Genomic DNA, 22,141 nt, shown 5'->3' on the forward strand with positions numbered 1-22,141 from the left:
TCGCTACAGCTCGTTGAGCTTATTTTTTCACTGCAACATTCCACTCGCTGGCTTATCCTCAGGGTGCGGAATGTGAGATCAAGCAGGGCGCCAAATCATATTTGGTTAAACCGATTGAAGCGACAACCCTGTTGAATACCGTGGACAAGGTTCTCGCCATGTAGAACGGCTCTTTTGAGACCGGCAGGATAGGGACTCGGGACCCGCAGGAACCATTCTACCATGGTTTGCTTCATTAGAGACAAATCCCGGATTCATAACAAGAAGCTTCCGCAACCATCGTCGAGATGGAAACGGAAGCTTCTTCTTTTGCTATATGAAGGCCAGACCTTGATAGTTATACATACGGCTTCCCCCTGCGGAATGGCCGCCCCTGCAGCTGATTGACAGCGGTCCTGCGCCCAAACACCGCGTGCCGGGATCTGCACGAAGCGCCTCTAGTGTTACACCCGGCAACAAGAGCTGCCGCTTGCGCAAAGCAGGGGGTATACCTTTACTGATGAAGAGGGAATACGCCGTACAAACTAATAATATAGGATACCCCAACATAAGGCTGCATATTGTTATGCGAATGACTTCCGCCGGTTAATCCCACAGCCGCCGGATTCATCTGCGTATTCGGCTGTGTATTATACATGTTCGGTGTTCCTCTGCCTGCTGTATTGGCCCAAATCGACCCGCCTGGAGAAGTCACACCGGGGATAGACACAGAAGCAACGGTATGGTTATGATTCGGTATTTCCGAAGACAACAATGTTACATGCTCCGTCCCTGCCGTTTCCCCGAGAGTGCGTTTAGTTAAACCGGGGCCCTGTCCTTGATGAATCGGTGCTTTACCGCGCAGGTCGGGCAAAGCAAACGTGGTTTTCCCATCTCCTCCATAAGTAATACCCAGAATGGAATATATAGAGTTGTGTTTTGAGAAATTGGAAGTAACTAACCGTTACAAAGCGCCCAGCCCTTGGGTGCGAAGCTGCCTGCAAACATCCGAATTTCACCTGCATATGAATCCAATGCTCCTGACCACCTTTTTAAACATGTGAGAACGAAGTGCTGGCTAATGAAGTCGAATCAAGCGCCAATCGCGATCCCAGCCGGTTTCAATGAACGCCGGTCGGATTGTGCGCCTTAGTCCGAAAAGCGGCCGCTGCACTCTTCTTCCCGCTCGTGCTCCAGTCCCCTTGAGCCAAGCTCGCCTCCTTCTTATTGTTTCGGATACCATCGCATCACTGCATGCAGCTCGTTATACGAATCCAGCTTAAATTCCAGCCTCTCATACAGCCGTGCCGCCGGATTACCGGCCGCAACCGTAAGCCGAACCGGCTTTCCCTGCTCCGCGGCCTGCTCCTGAATACGGCGGATAATCCGGGAACCTATGCCCGATCCGCGCTGCTCCGGCAGGACCGCAATATCAACCAGCACCCATTCCTCATCCGTCTGGGCAACATGCACTTTGCCGGCATCCTGCCCGTCCAGCTGAATAATATATAACCGGGAGCCTGGATACTGCATCGCATACGATTGCTGCTGAAAACGGTACTGCATCTGCAAAAATGTCTGAAGCTGCGCTTCATCCCACCCCCAATGTTCAACCTCCTGCTGTCTTCCCGTTGTATAAAGCCGGAACAGCAAAGGATGCTCAGGCCCAGCTTCGATCCAGTCTAAATTCATGCTTTCACTCGCCCTTTTACGTTCTTTAACATCATTCAACAAAACCCAAACATCTCATATATAACATCCTAATATTTACCTCGTCAATTAAATATTCATAATATTATTATAATTCCGAAAAAGTCCGTGCCGCCATAACGACGACACGGATTATCATGATTACATCCGTCCACCGGCCTCCAGCAGTCTTACAATAACTGCAGCCAGTTGCCCCCGAGTCATCGGCTTATCCGGCACGATTTCCCCGTGCATCCCATCCATAAGCCCATACTTGATGCTGATTCCCGCCGCCGTCTGCGACCAGCCTTGGAGACTATCGCTGTCCGGGAAAGCTTCCAGAAGCGGCTGCAGCTCACCTGCTGCAAGACTGGTGTCCATATTCATTACCTTCATCGCCCGGAGCAGCAAGACCATCGCTTCTTCCCGTGTAATGGCCTGATTGGGACGAACACTGCCGTCTTCATATCCGCCCAGAAGACCATACTGCACTGCAGCGGCAATCGGACCGGCATACCAATCGGTCTGCATCACATCAGTAAAGCTCGATTGCCCCGCAATGCTTGCGGCATCCTGTATGGATTCAGCACCATATCGGGTGCCGCATACGCCCGAATCGGCAGCAATTGGATAGCCAGCAGCACATACAGCACTGAACTGAACCATACCCATTTCCATTTCATCCCCATCGTCTCCTCCCTCCGAATAACGATATCGGAAACTTCTATATAGGAGGAGAAATGGTTTATTATGAAGCGAAGTTGCCCCGTTCATTCATCAAAGTACATGACATCAGAAAGTTAATCAATGTTATAAAAGGTGAATGATAACGCATTCTCTACGATGACAATTCATAACAATATGGACGGCCGCTATCTCTTCTGGAAATCAAACCAACGATGAAAGCTAAACACTCGATTTTTTTATCTGGGCTGACCTAAACTCACACCGTTTTCCTAATGAGCAGGGAATGAGCCCTATCACCGGTTTAGAAGATGCAGCAAAAAAGGCAGTCCCAGGAAGGGCTGCCGCCTTATTTTTACCACGGTCTATGTCCTATTCCAAGCGCTGCTTGTTCATTACCTGTACGGTTTGGGCCTGAAAAATTCGCTCCAGCTCTTTGGTCGGCATCGGCCGGTAATAATGATAGCCCTGAATGTGAGAGCAGCCGATTTCCTGCAGGAACCGTACCTGCTCGGCAGTCTCTACCCCCTCCGCCACTACATCCAGCTGCAGCTGACGGGAGACGAGAATCATCGCCGAGATAATGGCCTCGTCTTTATCGTCCCTGTGAATGCCGTCAATGAAGGATTTGTCGATTTTAATTTTACTTATCGGAAACCGCTTCAAATAGCTTAACGCCGAATAGTGTGTGCCGAAATCATCAATCGAGATGCTCATACCGTGCTGAAGCAGACTCATCAGGATACCCAAATATTCATCCTTCACCAGCACTGTCTCGGTAATTTCCAAATCCAGCCATTGCGGTTCCAATCCGGTTTCGGACAATATTCCAAGCAGCAGCTCCTCCACCTGCGGCTGATAAAATAACGACGCCGGCAGATTGACGGCTACCTTTATTTTGGGAAAGCCCGCATCCTGCCATGCTTTATTGCGCCCGCACGCTTCCCGGATGACCCATTCTGTCATCGGCACAATCAGCCCGGTCTCCTCCGCGATGGGAATGAACTCCCCCGGCGGCACAAGCCCGCGCTCCGGATGCCGCCAGCGTATCAGCGCCTCAATGCCGACAATCGTGCCAGTCAGGCTATCCACCTGCGGCTGGTAAAACAGTTCAAATTCATTCCGCTCCAGAGCATGCCGCAGCCCGCTGGCAAGCTTCAGCTTCTCCACTGAATTTACCGCCATGGAAGCTTCATAGAAGCGGTAGCGGTTTCCTCCTTCCGCCTTGGCCTTGTACATGGCAATATCGGCATTTTTCAGAAGCAGATCCGCCCGCTCCTCCCCTTCGGAGAACAGGACTACCCCGATGCTGGGTGTGACGTAAAATTCGAAGCCGTCCAGCCAAACTGGAGCTTGAAACAAGCTCAACAGCTTCTCCACTTCCGGCTTCACCATTTCAACTCCGCCCACGGCCTGAAGGAGAATAACGAATTCATCCCCGCCCATCCTGGCAAACAGGTGATACGAAATTTCACTTTCCTCGATGCGCCGGGCAATGCTTTTCAGCAGCTCATCTCCGACCAAGTGCCCAAACGAATCGTTGACCGTTTTGAAGCTATCCAAATCAAACAACACCAGTGCCGTATCCACTGCGCCATCGTATTGTTTCCGCTTCTCTACGGCTTCTTCCAGATGACGCTGCAGCTTGGCCCGGTTTGCGATTCCCGTCAAGCCGTCTGAGTAAGCGAGGTGAAACAGCTTCTGCTCAGATTCCTGCAGCGCATCGGAGCGCTGCTCCAGCAGCCCGTACTGCTGTCGAAGCTCCCCTTCTGCGTTTGAGAGCTGCTTGTAGGCCTGCGAAATCTCTTCATTGGCCTTCTGCAAATCCGTTGTCCGCAAGCATACCTCCTGCTGAAGCCTGCGCTTGACTCCGATTAAACGACATACGGAATATGCAATCAACAGCAGCAGCGAGTAACTGACTGCACGCAGCAGCCACATACTGTTTTTGACCGTTTGCAGATCGTCATCTCGCGGTTTGGCTGCAGCCTCCCAGCTTCCGTCGGGCAATTGCAAGTGCAGCTCAATATGCCGCCCCTCAAACAAATCGGGACTTCCGTAGAAAACCTCTCCGCCCATTTTGCGCAGTGCAATAACGGCTCCCCGATCATTAAAAAAATCGGCGTCCGTGTACAGCTGTCCGAGATCGAGAACCATGCCCACAAGCAGCGGCTCATGGCCTTCACGGAGAATGGCCTGCCGGGCGACCAGACCTGTTCCGCCCTGAATAAGCTGCTGCGGCCCGCTGATGGAAACCATCCCGCTTGCCAGTGTGCGAAGCACCGCAGCCCGGATTTGCGGGTCGGTATCCTCAAGCACGCGGTAACCTAACACACTTTCATTGCCCTCTCTCGGATAAACAAACGTGACTACGCCTTGCGAATACACCGCGGTATTCAGAATCCCCCGCGATGATTTAAGCAAGTCATCGAGAAACGCATTAAACCGCGCTTCCTGCAAATTATCACCTTCAGTGCCGACAAAAGAGGTGAAGCCCTGCAGAAGCGACACCTTTCGGTTTATCGCTAAGGATAACGCTGAGACCTGGGAGGACAGCTCCGCCTCCGTAGAGTCATAAACCTGATTGATGAGCACCTGCTCGTGGCGGCCGATAAACACCCATATCAAGTAGGAAATCAGCACGACCGCCACAAGAACTGTGAACAGCGTTTTTTTCATCTCCGTCACCCCGCATCACTTACTAGAGAGGATTCGACAATTAAAGCCATTTTCCTCTATCACGGGGACTTCGGCTTTCGCGAAATATTGAAAGCCGGAACAATCGTCTGCTGTTCCGGCTTTCATGAAGTATCCGCTATATTGAGTTATGCTTTGGTTTCGCCCGTTTTCGTTTGAAGCAATTGCAGCAGCTCGCTGCCTGCATTCATGTTCATACCGCCACGGCCGCCGCCTTGGCCTGCTTGACCGCCTTGGCCGCCTGGTCCCCCCTGGCCTGCTTGACCGCCTTGACCTCCTGGTCCGCCTTGCCCTGCTTGGCCGCCTTGGCCTGCTTGACCGCCTTGACCTCCTGGTCCGCCTTGCCCTGCTTGGCCGCCTTGGCCTGCTTGACCGCCTTGACCTCCTGGTCCGCCTTGCCCTGCTTGGCCGCCTTGGCCTGCTTGACCGCCTTGACCTCCTGGTCCGCCTTGGCCCGCTTGACCGCCTTGACCTGCTTGACCGCCTTGGCCTGCTTGACCGCCTTGGCCTGCTTGACCGCCTCGCTGCCCCTGCTGCATCTGTGCCGCATTCTCCTCCAGGTATTTGTTCTGCTCGGCGGTTAAGCTTTTAAGCAGCGTCGTTTTTTGTTCCGCGCTCAATTCATTTTTGGTTATCGCTTCCTGTACAATCGGCAGCATAGCCGTGGCCTGATCCTTCGTTATGGCTAGCCCTTCCGCCTTATCCATCATAATCAGGGACCGGAAGGTTGTCATCAGCAGCAGTTGATTCTCGTTCATTTGCATTCTTGCGCCGCTTTGGACTTGACCTTGGGACCCCTGCCCTGCCGCCGGCGTGCTTGCCGCTGCATTTGTGCCGGATGAATCAGTGGAGGCTGCATCCTGCTGCGCCCCACAGCCGCTCAGTATTGCTGCTGCAATGACGATGCTGCCAATCGTTGTTTTTATATTCATTTTATTTTCCCACTCCCATTGCTATAATTTACTAATCGTCTGTCATGACCAATCGTAAGCAATAGACCTTAATGAGACTTTAATTTGAACTGAAGAGAGGCTTAAAATCAGCTGAACATCCCCTGAAAAGCCCGTTACAGCTACTTGACCGGCTGCTGGGTTGCTATTTTGAAACGAGGGTCTTGTCCTGCTCCATGGCGGTTGTCTGCGGGCTGCGGGCTGCCGTCTAATCGGCGCGTTTTCCTTGTTCAGCCGGTCCGACATCAATAGAGATGACGCCCACGCCGGGCGTACTAAAACAAGCCGCCATCCCACAAAATTGCGGCTTTGGCGGCTTGCTTGGAAACGTATGATTGTGCAGTGCAAGTGCGTGATTGTGCAGTTCAACTGCGGAGTTCATCATCAGCCCGCGACTACTCCTTGTTTAAGAGCGGCTGTTTTCTCTTTTGGCAAACGAGGCGGGCCAGAACGGGGCCCGAAGTGTTGTGCCACACACTTGAGATTGCGCCTGGAACGGCAGCCAGCGGATTAAACGGAGCCGCAGCCAGCGCCGCACTCATCCAGTGACCCGGCTTGATTTGAATCCCAAATAACAGGATTCTTTTCCTATGTTGCGGCAAATTCCGCGGCTTGTACACTAAACGGTGTTAACCGGAAGTATCGCCTGCCTTGAACTCGCGACAAGCCTCTACCCAGCGGGCGGCCAGTTCCGGATCAGATGGAAAATACAAATGCGTATAGCCGGCAACCAGCCGGTAAGCCAGCATCCCCTCCGGCTTGCTGCCCCGCAGGCCTGTCGTATGGTAGGCCGGCTCAAGCGGGGAACGATCCTCCGTTCCATGATAGGTGGAGTAGTGAAATTCATGCCCTCGGGCGCGGAGCCCGGAGCCAAGCAGGAAGTTGCCCGGCTGCCCCTGAACCTCGCGGTAGCCGAGCGCCGCCAGCTTCTTCTGCATCCGGACCTCGCCGGGCAGCAGCCCGGCCATCGAGTAGCGCGTACCGTCAGTGGTCACAATCGCACCGGTCAAAAACATAAATCCGCCGCACTCCGCCAGGGTCGGCAGGCCCCGCTCAATCGCGCTTCGGACCGATTCAAGGACTGCAGATTGCCCGGTCAGCACAGCGGCGAATTCCTCCGGAAAGCCGCCGCCCAAATACAAGCCGGACGCTTCGTCGGGCACGGTCTCTCCGGCAAGCGGGGAGAAGTATTGCAATCGGGCCCCGGACGCTTCCAGCAGCTCCAAGTTTTCCGGGTAATAAAAATGAAACGCCGCATCCCTGGCAACAGCAATTACCGGACGCCCGCAGGACGCTTCCGCTGTCGCTGCAGAATGCCCCTGACCCCCGGTCGTATCCGGTTCAAAGCCTCCTGCAAACAATCGCGGAGCTGCTGCCACAGGCGGCGCTTCCGCAATCGCCAGCAGCCGGTCCAAATCGGTTTTGGCCCCAATCAGCTCGCCAAGCCTGCTGAATAGCCCATCCAGCTCGCCACGCTCCACAGAAGGAACCAGCCCGAGATGCCGTTCAGGGATAGCAACCGCCTCATCACGGGTCATATAGCCGACGACCGGCACACCGCATTCCTGCTCGATGGCGGCCCGGACGATGTTGTAATGCCCTTCACTTCCGACTTTGTTCGCGAATACACCGGCAATACGCGCCCGGGGCTCCAGTGCCTGGAAGCCCTTCACAATCGCTGCCGCACTGCGGGCCATGCTCTGGCAGTTGACGACCAGCAGCACCGGACTATCCAGCAGCAGGCTAATTTCCGCTGCGCTGCCCGTATTGCTGAGCGGATCCTTGCCGTCATAGAATCCCATGACACCTTCAATAACCGCAATATCCGCGTCCGCCGCCGCACGGCTGTAAATTTCCCGGACAGCTTCCGCATTCGTCATCCAGCTGTCCAAATTGCGGGAATGACGGCCCGTCACCGCCGTATGGTAGGTCGGATCGATATAATCCGGGCCGCACTTAAAGCCCTGCACGGTTAAGCCTCTCGCCCGCAGGGCTGCCATCACGCCAAGTGTGACCGTCGTTTTGCCCACCCCGCTGCCGGTCCCGGCAATAATCAGCCGCCGCTTTGCCATTCGCATTCCTTCCTTTCTATTGGAGCGCCGCGATTCATGTTGGATTTCCGTCTTTAACCCATCCTTTGAATGCGGGAAAAACGGTCTGCGAAGGAATAGAACTCCGCTCGCTGTTGAAGCCGGATTTTTTACATTTCAAGCCTTGGATGTATTGTAAATCCGTCTGCAAAGGCGGCCGTTTCACTGTCCCACCCTGTCCCGTGCTCCGTCTTGTTTTTCCATGCACTTGTTGATCAGCCTTGGCGGCAGGCATGAGACTGCCTCTTCGCCTTACAATTTCAGTAGACGCTGCGCTAGTGCTTCAGCACGCCGACCGAGATCGTCACATTGCCGCTCTTCTTCTTCACCAGCGCCAGCTCAGGATGCCCGATATACCGCTTTACCGCGGGCTCGCTTACCCCGTAAGCCCCGGTGAACTTGAAGACCGTTTCGGACGGCGCTTCGATTGGCATTTCATTCAGCTCCGCCGGCGTATAACAAACAAGCGGCCATTTATACTGCTCGCACAGCTCCAGCAAGCCGGCCTCGTCCTTTTTCAAATCAATGGTGCAGATTGCCTTTACGCTCAGCAGGGAAAACTGGAGCTCCTGCAGCGTTTCCTTCACGACGGCTTCAATCTCCTCCCGCGCCGTGCCCCGGTTGCAGCCGATTCCGAGCACGATAACCTTGGGACGATACAGCACACCGTTGGCTAAAATCACCTGCTCCTCCGGTTGCAGCAGCCGGTGAGAGACAACAAGCGCGCCATGCGGTTTGGCCGCAAGCGCCTCCGCAATATCCGCATAGACCCGGATATTGGCCGGCAGCAGCGTATCCTCCGGCCACCAGCCCGGCTCGCCGGACTCCTGAACCACGGCCACCGGCTCCTCGTTTACGACGGAGGCGCTCACCGGGGTCAGCTTGTCCGCCGAATCCCATACCCAGCCGAATCGGCGGCCGAACAGGTCAACCGCAATCGTCTTTTGCACATCCGAGGCCGTCGTAATCACGGCGCGCGCCTCCAGCGCCGCCGCTACCTCCCGTGTCAGCTCATTGGCCCCGCCCAAGTGGCCGGACAACACGCTGATGACGTGTTCCGCCTTGTCATCGATGACGACGACGGCCGGATCGACCTTTTTATCAATGAGCAAAGGAGCGATCATCCGTACCACCGCTCCGAGGGATATAATCGAAATGATTCCTTGGTATGCCGGGAATAAGGCCGGGTACAGCATACGCACACTGCCTTCGAACAACTGGAAGCCCCGCTCTTCTTCATCGCCTTGGGCGAATTTGTTCATATAATAAATATCAAACGCCGGAAACAATTCATGCAGCTTACGTGCAGTTTGTACGCCGTGCTTCGTAATCGCCAGCACTGCAATGTTCCCGGAGGGGGTAACCTGAGGAAGCACGCCTTCCTGCAGCTGAATGACCGCCATTTATTCCTTCACCCCTCTGCGGAAGCGGTGTGTAAAGGTTTTATCGTACAGCTTGGATCGGTGGCCGTCGCTGTCATGCAGAGCCGGATCCAGCGCCCAGCCCGCCAAAATCATAGCATGAGAGCGGATCCCGTGAGCTTTCATGTCCTCCTCCAGCCTAGCCAGCGTAGTCCGGACCCGAATTTCATCCGGCCAGGATGCCCGCTGCACGACCCCAACCGGTGTATTCTCGCTCCATCCGGCTTCCAGCAGCTCGTTCACGACCTTCTTCACCAGCGTCGCGCTGAGATATAATGCTAGCGTACTGTGATGCGCGGCCAAATCCCGCAGCTGCTCCCGCTCCGGCATCGGCGTACGTCCCTCGACCCGGGTCAAAATCACCGTCTGCGTCAGCTCAGGAACGGTCAATTCGGCACCTAATGCGGCAGCAGCGGCAAACACAGAGCTCACGCCGGGAATAATTTCGTAGCCGATACCAGCTTTTTTAAGCAGCGCAATTTGCTCCAAAATTGCCCCGTACATAGACGGATCGCCCGTATGTACCCGTGCTACGGATTTCCCCTCCCGAACCGCTTCAATCATAATGCCGACCATTTCATCCAGCGCCATGCCGGCGCTTTTGTGAATCGTCGCCCCCGGCTTGGCCCGGGCAATCAGCTCGTCATTCACGAGCGAATCGGTATACATAACGACATCCGCTTCCTGGAGAGCCCGAAGCCCCTTGACTGTAATCAAATCCGGATCGCCCGGTCCTGCGCCAATAATTGTGACCTTCATCGCGTTCTCACCACCATCAATGTCAAATATTCGAGGCCCCGTCCGGCAAGCTCCCGCACATCAAGCCATACCTGTTCTTCCGAGGAGCTGACCTTGGTCAAGACCGCCGCCTTCTCCGTCAGCCCCAGCTCCTCCAGCACGCCAAGAACCGTGTCGATCACCTTGGCCACTTTAATAAATACGACACAGTCATGCTCCGTCAGCGCTTTGCGCAGCACGGCTGCGTCATCGACGGCCGGAACGATGGCGATTTGCTCATCGCCGTCCGCCAGCGGCTGTCCCAGCCGGGAAGCTGCAGCCAGCATGGAGGAAATCCCCGGTATCACCCGCGCCTCCACCTCCGGATGCTGCTCCCGCATCAAGCGCATCAGGTGAATAAAGGTGCTGTACATCATCGGGTCGCCCTCCGTGACGAACGCTACGTCCTGTCCTTCGCGCAGCCGGGCCCATACTGTATCCACCGTCTGATTCCACTGCGTGCTGAGCGCTTCGCGATCCCGGGTCATCGGGAACGTCAGTCCGAGCATCTCTTTTTCACGAGGATTTACATACATTTCAATAATAGTCAGCGCATAGCTCTGCGCTCCCATCCGTTTGCGCGGATATGCGATGACCGGCGATTGCTTCAAAATACGGAACGCTTTAACCGTAATCAGCTCCGGGTCACCCGGGCCGATACCGACCCCGTACAATACCCCCGGGCGCACAGGCGTCCCAGCGTCCCCGGCGCCGGCAGCTCCGGCGTCCGGCATCTGGGCCAAAGACGTGCCGTGTTCTCGTATGCTATTCATGCTGCGTATCCTCCTTGGAAGCCGGTTCACTGCGCCGGGCCGTAATAATAAAAATCGGATTCAGCGCCTCAAAGCGCGTCAGGTTCAAAATCGGCTTGCTCCGCGACACCTGGACCATCTGCACCTCCGTGGTAAAATCAAGCTCGCCGAAGGCACGGCACGCTTCATACAGATTCTCCAGCGTCGCTGCATTAAACACGATGGTCCCGCCCGGCTTCAGACGCCCGCAGCACACCTTCAGCAGCTCCTTCAGCTCGCCGCCGCTGCCGCCGATAAACACGGCATCCGGGTCCTGGAACGCCTCCAGTCCCTCCGGCGCCCGGCCGTGGGCTGTCGTCAAATCCACCCGGAACCGGCGCATATTGTCATGGCAATTTTGCAAATCGCCTTCATTTTTCTCAATGGCAAATACGGCACCCTCCCGGGCAATCCGGCCTGCTTCAATGGCAACCGACCCGGTACATGTGCCGATATCCCAAACCGTGCTGTCGTTCTTGAGGTTCATCTGAGCGAGGCTAAGCACCCGAACCTCTTTCTTCGTAATGAGCCCCTTATCCGGCTTGCGCTGGGCGAAGGCCTCATCCGGAATCCCAAGCGTCCAGCTCGGTACAACGGCATCCGGCTTGCGCACAAGCACCAATACGTTCAGCGGAGCAAATTCGCGTTCCCGCAGCTCCTCCAGCTCGAACCAGCCGCACTGCTCTTCCCGCCCGCCGAGATGCTCACCGACGAACGCCCGGTATTCCTTCATGCCGAAGGACAGCAAATAGTCCGCCACCGCGCCGGGACTGTTCGTCTCGTCGGTCAACAGGGCCACCGTCTCACGCCCGTCGATACGCTGCGCCAGTCCCTTGATACTCCGACCGTGCACACTGGCCACATAGGCATCCTGCCAGGCCCGCCCCAGCTTGGCGAAGGCCAGCTGGATTGAGCTCGGAAACGGGTAAATCTCCGCCTCCAGCCGGGAAGCCAAATAGCCGCCGATTCCGTAAAAAAGCGGATCGCCGGAAGCCAGCACAACGATCCGGCGCCCTTGGCTGTGAAGAGCCTGAAGCTGCTCGACCGCGGCCCGCAAGCCGCCCTGCAGCACCACTGTTTCCTTCCCGGCATCGGCAAAAAAGGAAAGCTGGCGCTCGCCGCCTGCCAGCACGTCGCTCTCGGCAATCCAGGCGCGGTACTGAGGCAGCAGCCCTGCCGCTCCGTCGTCGCCGATACCGATAATTTTAACCGTGTTCATGTCCGTCCCCCTTGTTTGCTGCCGCAGCCGTCCTGTCTGCAAGCAGTGCCTGCCCGAGCAGTGCGCCCTTCATGGCAATGATCACCGTTTCAATGTCCATGCCGCCCTTCGTTTCCTGAAGTGCAGCTTCGTTGCAATAGCGGCACAAGGCTTCAAAGAAACCGCCCAGCCCTTGCTCCTGCATCAAATCGCCGACATAAGCCGCCGTTGTCGCTTCGCCAATGTGCTGCAGCGTCTCCCGGGAAGCTCCCGCTTCCTCCGCAACCCGGGCCAAAAAACCGAAATCAATCGGGGCGCTTTTGGAATGCACCATCATGACGCCCTGAGCCACCTTGGAGAACTTGCCCATCATGCCTACCATGGTCACCTTCTCTACGCCCTGCCGCTTGCACTGCGTCAAGGCGAAGCCGACGAAATCGCCCATCTCGATAAACGCTTCTTCCGGCAGCTCCGGATACATGTCCATACCGAATTTCTCCGTTCGTCCTCCCGTCGACAGGACCAGATGGCGGCAGCCGCACTGCACCGCCACACGAATCGCCTGAGCCACGCTGGCCTTGTAGGCGGCAGTGGAAAACGGAACAACGGTCCCCCGCGTGCCGAGAATGGAAATACCGCCAACGATGCCGAGACGGCCGTTCAAGGTTTTGAGCGCAATCGTTTCTCCGTCCGGGACGGAGACAACCAGCCGAACGCCGCGTTCGATGCCGTATTCGTCCAGTACCTCGCGGGCAACCGTGCGCAGCATTTTTCGCGGAACCGGGTTAATCGCGGCCTCACCGACCGGCACCGGCAATCCGGGCTTGGTCACCCGCCCTACGCCGATTCCCCCGTCGATAGCAATGCCCGGTACTTCCGACCAGCTCACTTCCGTAATAATGCGCGCGCCATGCGTGGCGTCCGGATCGTCGCCCCCGTCCTTAATGACCTCGGCCTCCGCGCGGTTCTGATCGTATTCGCACCGGATAATGGAAAACGTCACACGCTCCCCAATCGGCAGAACAATGGTAGCTTCCGTCTGCGGCTCCTGTTCAATAAGCGCGATCAAGGCAGCCTTGGCCGCTGCGGTTGCGTTAGATCCTGTGGTATAGCCATGCCGCATCGGCTTTCCTTCCGGCTCCGTTCCCTCCGCTTTGCTGCGGGATTTCGCTTTGGGGGCCGCCTCCGCCGGCGGACCGCCTGCTTGGACCTTGCCAGCCGCACCCGTATCCGACTGATCTGCGGCTCGTTCTCCCTCATGAGAAGCAGCCGTTTGCTTTAATGGCTGCCCCTCTGCCTTGCCCGTTTCATGATCCGCCCGTGACGCTGCTCCCGCTTGTGGTACAGTAAGGTCGTCCATCGCCAGACAGCGCCTCTACGCCTGCGAAGCCTTAGCCGCCGCTTCCGCTTCCGCCTGCGCCTCACGCTCAGCCATCAGAGACAAGGCATTCACCGTTGCTACTGCGACAGGACTGCCCCCCTTGCGGCCCAGGTTCGTAATAAACGGAATATCGAGCTTGGCCAGCTCTTCCTTGGACTCCGCCGCCGATACAAAGCCAACGGGCACACCGATCACAAGGCCTGGACGCGCTGCCCCTTCTTTAACCAGACGGATCAGCTCCAGCAGGGCAGTCGGCGCATTCCCAATGGCGTAAATGCCGCCTTCGGTTTCTTTAATCGCCTTCCGAATAGAAATAATGGCCCGCGTCGTATTCAGCTGCTTTGCTTCCTCCATTACATCGGGATCGGAAATATAGACGCGCACATCCCCGCCGAACTTCGCCAAGCGCGGCTTGCTAATTCCGACCTGAACCATCTGAACGTCCGCTATGACAGGCTGACCGCTGCGAATCGCCTTAATGCCGGCGCGAATCGCATCCGGATGAAACTGCAGGCTGCGCCCCAGCTCAAAATCCGCCGACGCATGAATAACCCGCTGTACAACGGGGTATTGCTCCTCAGTAAACGGATGCTCTCCCAGCTCCTCCGTAATCATGGCGAAGCTGTGCTCCTCGATTTCCTGCGGCTGTACAGTCAACGGTTTAAACTCGGTATGAAACTCCATACTCATAACGCGCACCTCCTATTATATTGGCTGAACCGGGGATATCCCGGTAAGCGGGCTTTTTCCCTGATTCCTCTTCTTTCTGTCCCGTTTCTTCCAAAAAACCTGCAGCTGCTGCTTAAATGCAGCCTACTTACCTTCGAGCATCGGAACCTGTCTGCGCGCTTGCACAAGCTCGCCGTCAAGACAACCGTCCCTATAACTATATCAGTATCGCTTTCCTGCCGCTATGGTGTTCAGGCTCCGGACAAGGCTGCCGTCAACGATTGCTGCACACTCCCGAAATCGTTGCACACGGTGCCGTATGCCACCTGTGGCCGGCCAATAATAATCGTCTCAATTCCCAGTGCAAGGGCTGTTGTCACCTTCTCATCAACGGCCCCGACCTGTCCGCTTTCCTTCGTAATCATCAGCGTGACACCGTATTGCCGGTACAAAGCCGTGTTCAGTTCGGCCGAGAACGGCCCCTGCATCGCCACGATATGCTTTTGGGGCACACCAAGCTGCTCACACTTCTCCATGTTGTCCCGGCGCGGGAGCATACGGGCGATTAAGGTAGTATCAGGAAGCCCAAGCAGCCGTTCCGTAAAAATTTGCAGCGTTTTGCTGCCCGTAGTCAGCATGATGACCCCGCCCTTGCCTGCCGCCAGCTCCGCAGCCTGCTCATAGTCATCGACAAAGGTAACCAGCGGATTCGCTTCAAAGGACAAGCTGTCCCGTTCATACCGCACATAGGGCACTCCGGCGGCTTCAGCCGCCGCAATCGCGTTACGCGAGGCCTCTTCCGCAAAGGGATGGCTGGCGTCGACAATTGCCTTCAGCCCCTTGCTTCTCACCAGTTCCGCCATTTGCTCCGCGGTCATACGGCCGATCTGATGGTTCAGCCCGGCCTCCTCCAGACTGTGCGCCGCACTTTCCGTCACGACGGTGCAAAGCGGTTCCCAGCCTGCCTGCTTCAGCTCAAGCGCCAGCGCCCGGGCATCGCTCGTCCCGGCCAGCTGCAAAATCGCGCGGTCGCTCATTAGCACTCTCTCCTTTTCGCAGGGGAACCGGTCAAGGCTGACTCCGCATCGGCTTTTGGACGTTCATGCTGGTCGTGATCGTCATGATTGTGCTCATGATTGTGGTGGTGATGATCATGGTCGTGATGGTGATCGTGATCATGATGGTGATGATCGTGGTCGTGAGAATGATTATGCCGATCATGCTCGTCATGATTGTGCTCATGATCGTGGTGATGGTGATCATGGTCGTGATGGTGATCGTGATCATGATGGTGATGATCGTGGTCGTGGTCGTGATGGTGATCATGTGCTGCTGCCAAACGATATTGGCACATATCACAGTTCATCTTCACCGCACCCTGCAGCGCTTCATCCGCCCGTTCGCGCAAAATGGTTTGCAGCTTGGGATGAAACCCGAAATAGCCTGCTAGATGAAACTCATGTTGTGAATATTGCTCTTTGTACTGGGCGATTAAATCCTCCATACGACGAATCAGCACGCCAGTAAACAGGAAATAAGGCAAAATTACGACCCGGCGCGCCCCAAGCCGCAAACAGCGATCCACTCCCTGATCAAGCAGAGGCGCCGTCACGCCGATGAAGGCTGTCTCAACAAGAGGCAGCTTCAGCCGCTCCCACAGCAGCCGGGAGATCTTGAACAATTCGCTGTTGGCATCCGCATCACTGCTGCCCCGCCCGACGACCAGCACGGCAGTCTCGCGCAGCGCTTGCTGCGATTCCTCATCCGCTCCGTGAAGATTCACACCCGCTTCCAGAAGCCGGGCTTCCAAAATATCCAATACCTCCGTATGTACCCCTATCGGGCGTCCGTACTGGAAAGCTACCTGCGGGTGCCGCAGCCGGGCGTCATCAATCGCCGCCGGAATATGCAGCTTGGCATGACCCGCAGCAAACAGCGTAATGGGCACAACCCCTACCCGGGTTGCTCCCCGCTCAACACAGCGGTCAAGCCCCTGACGCATCGAGGGCGCTTCAAATTCAAGAAAGCATGTCTCCACAATCGGCTGGCTCAGCCCGGCCGCCACCGCACGGACAAATGCCCGTACCTCCTCATTGCCTTCGGCATCCCGGCTGCCGTGACCAACAAACAAAACCGCGTCCATTTAATCCTCTCCCCTCGCCCGGCGACAAAACGATACCATGTTCAGCCGCCGGACTGAATATCCATCATTCAAACGCTTTTACACTTTTTATGAACCCGTATCCGCTGCTAGCTGGAATGCTCCGCCTATGGTGTGGATGCAATGATTCCATAGGCTCCTATTCACTATTAAATCATTCCTATGAATAGCTTACACCCTTAACCGCCCCCGAATAGAGGGGGATGAAAGCATCAACTTTAGTCGCCGCAGATGGCATTCTCGATTTTAAAAACAGGCACCTCTTGATGCGTGTAGCCCTCCAGAGTTTTGACCCGTGCAAAATATTTATGGAACCGTTCGTTCGGGTGGCCCTGCTGAGCATACTGCTTCACGATGCGTTCAACCGTAGCGACCAAGTCTTCCGGCTCCACACCTTCAGCTACAGGTTGTGCGGCATGGGCGTTGCGGCCCACCGTCTTGCCCCCAAGGAACAAGTCAAATTTCTGCCGTCTGAATACGATGCCGATGTCCTCATTCACCGCATTGTAGCATGCCATGCCGCACCCGTTAAATCCGATTTTTAGCTCCTTCGGCACCTTCAGGCCGCCGATATGTTCCTGCAGCCGCTCGGCGTACGGAACGGATTCGGCCTTTTCCAGATTGCAAAAATCGCATGCCTTCATCGTAACGACATCTCCAATGGGAGAGAGCAGGAAGCCTTCCGCTCTCAAGCGCGCCGTAACCCGCTCCGGCTCCCAGGTGGGAATGCGCAGAAGCAGCTGATGATGGGGCGTATACTCCATTTCGCCTTCTTCTCCGACCAGCTCGGCCAGCGACATCATCTGCACCGCGGTAAACCGCTTGATGGCAAGCCCCGGGCTCACCGCCAGCTCAAACAAAGGGGCCGGTTCCGGCTCTCTCGCAGCCGTAACCGCTCCTGGAATTCCCGCCATGAACAGGTCCATCTCGGAGGCTTCTCCCCTGCTCCGCTGCACACAATACAGGGCCTCCATAGCCAGTGATACCGCATCAGGGAGCACCTGCTCTGGTACGGAGGGAGCCGGCGCGACAGCCACGGCAGCTCCTGCCGCACCGCCGCTCGGCGCTTGCCCCGCTCCGCTCCACGGCTGCGCCTCAGACTGCGCGAGCGCCCATGGCTCGGCCTCGCTGCGGAGACGCTCATGCGGCCGCAGCGGCTGAACCTCGGCCCCCAGCGTGTATTTGCGCTGATAGCCGCGCGGCGTAATCATCAGGCCGTCATAAACAAAAGTAGACGAATTCCCGATAAGCACTGTCGTCAGCATGCCGATATCATGATCCAGCATGTTAGCCAGCGTAGTTATTGTAATATCTTCCCGGTCACGGTAGGCGCTTTTGACAATACCGACCGGGGTATCCGGGTGCCGGTACTGCAGCAAAATGCGCTGCGTCTCTACAATTTGCCTTGTCCTCCGCCCGCTGCGCGGATTGTACAGCGCGATGACGAAATCGGCCGCAGCCGCGGCCTCGACACGCTTGGCAATTAACGTCCACGGCGTCAGATGGTCGCTGAGGCTGATTGTACATGCATCGTGCATCACCGGAGCCCCTAGCAAGGAAGCCGTGGAATTAATCGCCGAAATGCCGGGGACAATCTCCACCTCCACGCCGCCTTCGCGCCGCCAGCCCTGCTCCACAAGCACCTCATACACAAGTCCGGCCATACCGTATACGCCGGAATCGCCGCTGGAAATGACGGCCACTGTTTTGCCCGCTTCAGCCTGCCGTACCGCCTCCTGAGCCCGGCTGACCTCTTCGGTCATACCTGTACGCACCACTGCTTTTTCCCCGATTAAATCCCGTACCAAATCAACATACGTACTGTACCCGATGACCACATCGCTTTCTGAAATCGCCGTCCGGGCCCGTTCTGTCATGTGCTCGAAGCTTCCTGGACCGAATCCGACGACAAGCAGTTTTCCCGCCATTTGTGAGTCCCTCCGTTTCTCTTCTCCCTTTGTTTGCTGTGCAAAAAAGCCAAATCAACTTCATCTATATCATTTAGAGGTGTAGTGAACAAGCAGCAGCTCCCGGTCAAACGGGGCTTCCAATCCAGCCGGATGGCTCGGGCAGCGATGAGGCCGCCTGCAGCTCCAGCCCGATTGCCCTCATCAGGATAAAGAATGGTTCCGCTGTAAAATCCCTTCAGCCAATACGCTCATCCCCCGAAGCTCCGCCGCTTGTATCCCCGCCTTCAGGCTTCCTTTTCTCTAAGACTAGCCTATGCCTCGGCATCCCCGGTCAAGAACCGCCTGGCGACTCGCTTGCCCCGTCGTCCGGCTTCTCAAAAACCGTTCGCAATCCCCGAGCTGCCCATTTTCCCGGATAAACGGCGGCGGTGTACAAGCCGAATGGGAATCGGCAGCACGGCAGGACGAGCGGACGAGAGATGGTTTTTTTTATAAATGAAAAAAAGCACTTCTAACAAAGGTGTTAGAAATGCTTATTGGTCGTTGTGGCGATACGCTTGCATCCAGCGTGCGGTCGGCACCTGCATGAAACGGAAATCCGGCAAGACACAACCCAAGCTCTGCCGCTGCCGGGAACGAAAACCACAAGTTAGCGCAGGGCGCTGCAGCAAAGCTGCATACCATGGCCGACGAAGCCGCTCCTAACACCTCCCCAAATCCCCCGTAGGTCTGGCGGTGTTGTTGAAATAGGCAGGTTTCCTGACTTGAAGCCGCATCGCCAATCCCTTCCCGGGTTGTCCCAGTGGGCTAACATCGGCGGATGTGCCGGCAGCAAATCAATGCAGCCTGACGCTTCTCACAGTGGCGGGTCCGTACCGGATTTGCACCGGACTTCCCTATTAAGCCGAGCGGAAGCCTGAGCTTCCGGAACAGCACCTATCTCCTCGAGTATACAGTTGTCTACCTGCCATCATACACCCTTACTACCGCTTTGTCTACGCTGCACACCCATTTGATATATTTCTAGATAGGCCCCTTGCAAAAGGCTTTCCGCACCGCGCGCAGCTCCCAGCGCGCGGTGTTTCGCTGCATGACGGCGGTCGGTCGACCGCATGCATTCAGCGTATGAAGCCTGTCCGTCAACAACAAGCGGCTATATTTTGAACCGGCCCATCAGTGTCAGCAGCTCCTGAACCATACCGGCCAGCGCTTCGGCCGAAGCCGATATCTCCTTCATGGTCGCCATTTGTTCTTCGGAGGAGGCCGCTACATGCTGGGAATTGGCGGAAGCCTCCGAGGCGACACGGGCCATTTGCTCCACTGTCGCTGTCACCTGATCGGAGCTTGCCGACATCTCCTCTGCGGCTGCCGACATGTCTTCAATTTGACGGCTGACCTGCTCCATTTCACCCGTGATGGCCTGGAACAGACTGCCGCTGTCCGCCATGATCCGGCTGCCCCGCTCTACCACGATAGTGCCTTCATTCATGGCATCCACCGCCAGCTTCGTCTCAGCCACAATTTCTGCAAGCATTGTGCCGATTTGCTCCGCCGCCCGGGTGGTCTGTTCCGCCAGCTTGCGGACTTCGCCTGCAACCACCGCAAAGCCGCGGCCCTGCTCGCCTGCGCGGGCTGCTTCGATTGCCGCATTCAGCGCGAGCAGATTGGTCTGATTGCTAATATCGCTAATGACAGTAACGATTCGGGCAATATCCTGAGATCGCTCTCCCAGCTTGTGCACCACTGCGGCGGACTGGCTTACCGAGACCTGTACGGCCCCCATCTGTTCACCCGCCTGTTGAATCATTTGATTGCCTTGAACCGTCTTGGCCGTAACATCCTGGGACGATTCGGAAATCAGATACGACGCTTCCGAAATTCGCTGAATCCCGACCGCCATTTCCGTCATGACCCGTACAAGCTGCTCAGCGTCATGCTGCTGCGCTTCCGCCCCCGTCGCTACCTCTTCTATAGAAGAAGCAATCAGCTCCGCCGCACTGCTGGTTTGCTCTGCGCTTGCCGATAGCTGCTGAGAGGTCGCACCCACCGACATGGCAAGATCGCCGACCGTTCTCAACAGCGCCCGCACTTTATTAACCATTTCATTAAAATCGGCGGCCATCTGGCCGAACTCATCGCGGGACGATACCTTCAGCGTTTGGGTAAAATCCCCGTCCGCCATCCCTTGTGACAATTGAATGACGGCTTTGATGCTGATCAGCACCATCCGCCGGATGGTGTAAATCACAACCAGAATCATGACCACAATGAAGCCCGAAACAAGCCACAAGGAACGATACAGTTGTTCATAGTAATCAGCCAAAATGTGTGACATTGGCATAACAGCCTCAACATGCCAGGTTTGCTGAATGTCCTGTACCTTCATCGGCATGTAAATCCGCATGACATCAGTTTGTCCGTCATCATCCTTGGTCTGGAGCACGGTGGTCCCCTGTAATGCTTGCTGCCACAGCGCTTCCTTGTCATTCGTATCGCTGTAAGGCTTCATTCGTTTGTCCGGGTGCGCCCCGTTGGCAATATAGGTCCCTGCGGAGGAAATAATTGAACCGTACCCCCCGTAGGAGCGCACATCAGCTTGAATATGCTCCTGCAGGGTATCCAGCGCGATATCCGCCCCGACAATCCCCAGAAACTGTCCGCTCGGATCAAGCAGGGGCACAACCAGGGACGTGATCGCCATTTCCTTGCTGCCCACCTGATACATATATGGCTCTATCAGCTCCGGCTTTTTCGTTTTTCTCGGCATGGTATAGTAGTCGCTGGACTCGTAGTCCTTAAGAGGCTCTACAACAACCTCTCCTCCTAGACGAGCCACATAGGGAATAAATCTTCCCGTACCATCATCATGGACCGTACGGTTGACAAAGGCACGATCCTTTTTATCGAACGCATCGGGCTCCCATGAAGTATATACGCCCAAAACCTCTGTATTGTCGGCAAGCAGTCGTTTCAGCAAGTCTACCACGTGCTCTCGATCCGGATTACCTCTGTCGCGCATCTGCATCAGTGTAATCCCGAACGTATCCAGCATAGCAAACACACGATTAAATTTCGTCTGCATCCTATCCGCCGTTTCACCGATTTCCAGTCTTGCGTTGATTTCGCTTTGCTTCAAACTGCTGGCATACTGGGCCTGTTGATTCATGGTGACAATGCTGCCGAATGCAAAGATCATCAATACACTAAGGACGGTAATTAATTTTACCGCAATGCCGGCTTTACGATATTTCCACATGGGAATACCCCCTTATTATTTCTCCCTCTCCTACTATTCGACATAATTCGATGTTATCCTACGAATTTTCTACACCATTTTGTTATTTTTTTAACATGCACAACGAACCTTTCACGTCCCGGCCCAAGCACTCCAAAAAGGGAGCCGGACGCGGCGCGGCTACTGCCTCCATGACGCTGATGGTTCCTGCTGCAAACCGCAGTCATCAGTTACCAGCATACGGGAACCATGGCCATTCGGCAGAAAAAACAGCTATGGCCTCATCAACAAATCCCCAGGACGTTCAAACTCACATTCCGCACCCTGATCATGTGGTAGCGAATGGCTTTTTTGGGGGTCAGCAAGCCGTTAAACGGGTGTAACGATGGCTTCAGAAGCAACACCATCGCTGAGGCAAGTCGATTCAGTTAGCCGAGGTAAACCGATTCATCCAAACCGAGACTGGCCAACACGCGCTTCTCCTCTTTACTCAAGGGGCGGGCGAATTG

19 protein-coding genes and 1 riboswitch are annotated in these 22,141 nt (G+C 55.9%); all 19 genes read right to left on the minus strand.

Annotated elements, in window-relative coordinates:
* Nucleotides 1–493: 493 nt before the first annotated feature.
* Nucleotides 494–637, minus strand: coding sequence for a hypothetical protein (locus WBG83_RS22675; protein ID WP_442955863.1), 144 nt, complete (start codon nucleotides 635–637; stop codon nucleotides 494–496).
* A 299-nt stretch (nucleotides 638–936) separates the two neighbouring features.
* Nucleotides 937–987, minus strand: a complete 51-nt coding sequence (locus tag WBG83_RS22680) for a tail fiber protein (protein ID WP_442955865.1) — start codon at nucleotides 985–987, stop codon at nucleotides 937–939.
* Nucleotides 988–1,203: 216 nt separating this feature from the next.
* Nucleotides 1,204–1,671 (minus strand): GNAT family N-acetyltransferase, encoded by a 468-nt coding sequence (locus WBG83_RS21185; RefSeq protein ID WP_336747362.1) that lies wholly within the window; start codon nucleotides 1,669–1,671, stop codon nucleotides 1,204–1,206.
* A 159-nt stretch (nucleotides 1,672–1,830) separates the two neighbouring features.
* Complete coding sequence (locus tag WBG83_RS21190) at nucleotides 1,831–2,199, minus strand: S-layer homology domain-containing protein (RefSeq protein ID WP_336747377.1); 369 nt, start codon at nucleotides 2,197–2,199, stop codon at nucleotides 1,831–1,833.
* Nucleotides 2,199–2,351 carry a hypothetical protein gene (locus WBG83_RS21195; protein WP_336747363.1) on the minus strand — a complete coding sequence of 51 codons (153 nt, stop codon included), beginning with the start codon at nucleotides 2,349–2,351 and terminating at the stop codon, nucleotides 2,199–2,201. The genes WBG83_RS21190 and WBG83_RS21195 overlap by 1 nt, the downstream gene beginning before the upstream one ends.
* Nucleotides 2,352–2,724: 373 nt before the next feature.
* On the minus strand, nucleotides 2,725–5,031 hold the full coding sequence (locus WBG83_RS21200; RefSeq protein ID WP_336747364.1) for a bifunctional diguanylate cyclase/phosphodiesterase: 2,307 nt from the start codon (nucleotides 5,029–5,031) through the stop codon (nucleotides 2,725–2,727).
* A 146-nt stretch (nucleotides 5,032–5,177) separates the two neighbouring features.
* A complete protein-coding gene (locus tag WBG83_RS21205) occupies nucleotides 5,178–5,981 on the minus strand; it encodes a hypothetical protein (protein WP_336747365.1) in 804 nt (267 codons plus the stop codon).
* Nucleotides 5,982–6,207: 226 nt separating this feature from the next.
* Nucleotides 6,208–6,384 carry a hypothetical protein gene (locus tag WBG83_RS21210; protein ID WP_336747366.1) on the minus strand — a complete coding sequence of 59 codons (177 nt, stop codon included), beginning with the start codon at nucleotides 6,382–6,384 and terminating at the stop codon, nucleotides 6,208–6,210.
* Between the two features lie 244 nt (nucleotides 6,385–6,628).
* Nucleotides 6,629–8,077, minus strand: a complete 1,449-nt coding sequence (locus WBG83_RS21220; protein WP_442955864.1) for a cobyrinate a,c-diamide synthase — start codon at nucleotides 8,075–8,077, stop codon at nucleotides 6,629–6,631.
* A gap of 287 nt (nucleotides 8,078–8,364) precedes the next feature.
* Nucleotides 8,365–9,492 (minus strand): cobalt-precorrin 5A hydrolase, encoded by a 1,128-nt coding sequence (locus tag WBG83_RS21225; RefSeq protein ID WP_336747369.1) that lies wholly within the window; start codon nucleotides 9,490–9,492, stop codon nucleotides 8,365–8,367.
* Nucleotides 9,493–10,269, minus strand: coding sequence for a precorrin-4 C(11)-methyltransferase (gene cobM / locus WBG83_RS21230; protein ID WP_336747370.1), 777 nt, complete (start codon nucleotides 10,267–10,269; stop codon nucleotides 9,493–9,495). It abuts the gene before it with no gap.
* Entirely contained in the window at nucleotides 10,266–11,021 is a 756-nt protein-coding gene (gene cobI / locus WBG83_RS21235) for a precorrin-2 C(20)-methyltransferase (protein ID WP_336747378.1), read from the minus strand. Before cobI ends, cobM begins: the two co-directional genes overlap by 4 nt.
* 31 nt (nucleotides 11,022–11,052) lie before the next feature.
* Nucleotides 11,053–12,297 (minus strand): precorrin-6y C5,15-methyltransferase (decarboxylating) subunit CbiE, encoded by a 1,245-nt coding sequence (gene cbiE / locus WBG83_RS21240; protein ID WP_336747371.1) that lies wholly within the window; start codon nucleotides 12,295–12,297, stop codon nucleotides 11,053–11,055.
* The gene (locus WBG83_RS21245) at nucleotides 12,284–13,399 is read right to left on the minus strand and encodes a cobalt-precorrin-5B (C(1))-methyltransferase (RefSeq protein ID WP_442955866.1); all 1,116 of its coding nucleotides are present in this window, start codon (nucleotides 13,397–13,399) and stop codon (nucleotides 12,284–12,286) included. The genes cbiE and WBG83_RS21245 overlap by 14 nt, the downstream gene beginning before the upstream one ends.
* A gap of 252 nt (nucleotides 13,400–13,651) precedes the next feature.
* Complete coding sequence (locus tag WBG83_RS21250; RefSeq protein ID WP_336747379.1) at nucleotides 13,652–14,341, minus strand: precorrin-8X methylmutase; 690 nt, start codon at nucleotides 14,339–14,341, stop codon at nucleotides 13,652–13,654.
* Between the two features lie 236 nt (nucleotides 14,342–14,577).
* A complete protein-coding gene (cobK, locus tag WBG83_RS21255) occupies nucleotides 14,578–15,363 on the minus strand; it encodes a precorrin-6A reductase (protein ID WP_336747373.1) in 786 nt (261 codons plus the stop codon).
* Nucleotides 15,363–16,469 carry a sirohydrochlorin chelatase gene (locus tag WBG83_RS21260; RefSeq protein WP_336747374.1) on the minus strand — a complete coding sequence of 369 codons (1,107 nt, stop codon included), beginning with the start codon at nucleotides 16,467–16,469 and terminating at the stop codon, nucleotides 15,363–15,365. Before WBG83_RS21260 ends, cobK begins: the two co-directional genes overlap by 1 nt.
* A 236-nt stretch (nucleotides 16,470–16,705) precedes the next feature.
* Nucleotides 16,706–18,415 (minus strand): precorrin-3B C(17)-methyltransferase, encoded by a 1,710-nt coding sequence (cobJ, locus tag WBG83_RS21265; RefSeq protein WP_336747375.1) that lies wholly within the window; start codon nucleotides 18,413–18,415, stop codon nucleotides 16,706–16,708.
* Between the two features lie 714 nt (nucleotides 18,416–19,129).
* Nucleotides 19,130–19,352: riboswitch (cobalamin riboswitch) on the minus strand.
* Between the two features lie 198 nt (nucleotides 19,353–19,550).
* On the minus strand, nucleotides 19,551–21,653 hold the full coding sequence (locus tag WBG83_RS21270) for a methyl-accepting chemotaxis protein (RefSeq protein WP_336747376.1): 2,103 nt from the start codon (nucleotides 21,651–21,653) through the stop codon (nucleotides 19,551–19,553).
* Nucleotides 21,654–22,141: the final 488 nt, after the last annotated feature.

Source organism: Paenibacillus sp. y28, from assembly GCF_037137075.1.
Lineage (GTDB): Bacteria > Bacillota > Bacilli > Paenibacillales > NBRC-103111 > JBBBNV01.

Excerpts from the sequence above, each read along its gene's own strand:
- WBG83_RS22675 (WP_442955863.1), bottom strand. The coding sequence starts at position 637 with ATGTATAATACACAGCCGAATACGCAGATGAATCCGGCGGCTGTGGGA.
- WBG83_RS21185 (WP_336747362.1), bottom strand. The coding sequence starts at position 1,671 with ATGAATTTAGACTGGATCGAAGCTGGGCCTGAGCATCCTTTGCTGTTC.
- WBG83_RS21190 (WP_336747377.1), bottom strand. The coding sequence starts at position 2,199 with ATGCAGACCGATTGGTATGCCGGTCCGATTGCCGCTGCAGTGCAGTAT.
- WBG83_RS21195 (WP_336747363.1), bottom strand. The coding sequence starts at position 2,351 with ATGAAATGGAAATGGGTATGGTTCAGTTCAGTGCTGTATGTGCTGCTG.
- WBG83_RS21200 (WP_336747364.1), bottom strand. The coding sequence starts at position 5,031 with ATGAAAAAAACGCTGTTCACAGTTCTTGTGGCGGTCGTGCTGATTTCC.
- WBG83_RS21205 (WP_336747365.1), bottom strand. The coding sequence starts at position 5,981 with ATGAATATAAAAACAACGATTGGCAGCATCGTCATTGCAGCAGCAATA.
- WBG83_RS21210 (WP_336747366.1), bottom strand. The coding sequence starts at position 6,384 with ATGATGAACTCCGCAGTTGAACTGCACAATCACGCACTTGCACTGCAC.
- WBG83_RS21220 (WP_442955864.1), bottom strand. The coding sequence starts at position 8,077 with ATGCGAATGGCAAAGCGGCGGCTGATTATTGCCGGGACCGGCAGCGGG.
- WBG83_RS21225 (WP_336747369.1), bottom strand. The coding sequence starts at position 9,492 with ATGGCGGTCATTCAGCTGCAGGAAGGCGTGCTTCCTCAGGTTACCCCC.
- cobM (WP_336747370.1), bottom strand. The coding sequence starts at position 10,269 with ATGAAGGTCACAATTATTGGCGCAGGACCGGGCGATCCGGATTTGATT.
- cobI (WP_336747378.1), bottom strand. The coding sequence starts at position 11,021 with ATGCCGGACGCCGGAGCTGCCGGCGCCGGGGACGCTGGGACGCCTGTG.
- cbiE (WP_336747371.1), bottom strand. The coding sequence starts at position 12,297 with ATGAACACGGTTAAAATTATCGGTATCGGCGACGACGGAGCGGCAGGG.
- WBG83_RS21245 (WP_442955866.1), bottom strand. The coding sequence starts at position 13,399 with ATGCGGCATGGCTATACCACAGGATCTAACGCAACCGCAGCGGCCAAG.
- WBG83_RS21250 (WP_336747379.1), bottom strand. The coding sequence starts at position 14,341 with ATGGAGTTTCATACCGAGTTTAAACCGTTGACTGTACAGCCGCAGGAA.
- cobK (WP_336747373.1), bottom strand. The coding sequence starts at position 15,363 with ATGAGCGACCGCGCGATTTTGCAGCTGGCCGGGACGAGCGATGCCCGG.
- WBG83_RS21260 (WP_336747374.1), bottom strand. The coding sequence starts at position 16,469 with ATGGACGCGGTTTTGTTTGTTGGTCACGGCAGCCGGGATGCCGAAGGC.
- cobJ (WP_336747375.1), bottom strand. The coding sequence starts at position 18,415 with ATGGCGGGAAAACTGCTTGTCGTCGGATTCGGTCCAGGAAGCTTCGAG.
- WBG83_RS21270 (WP_336747376.1), bottom strand. The coding sequence starts at position 21,653 with ATGTGGAAATATCGTAAAGCCGGCATTGCGGTAAAATTAATTACCGTC.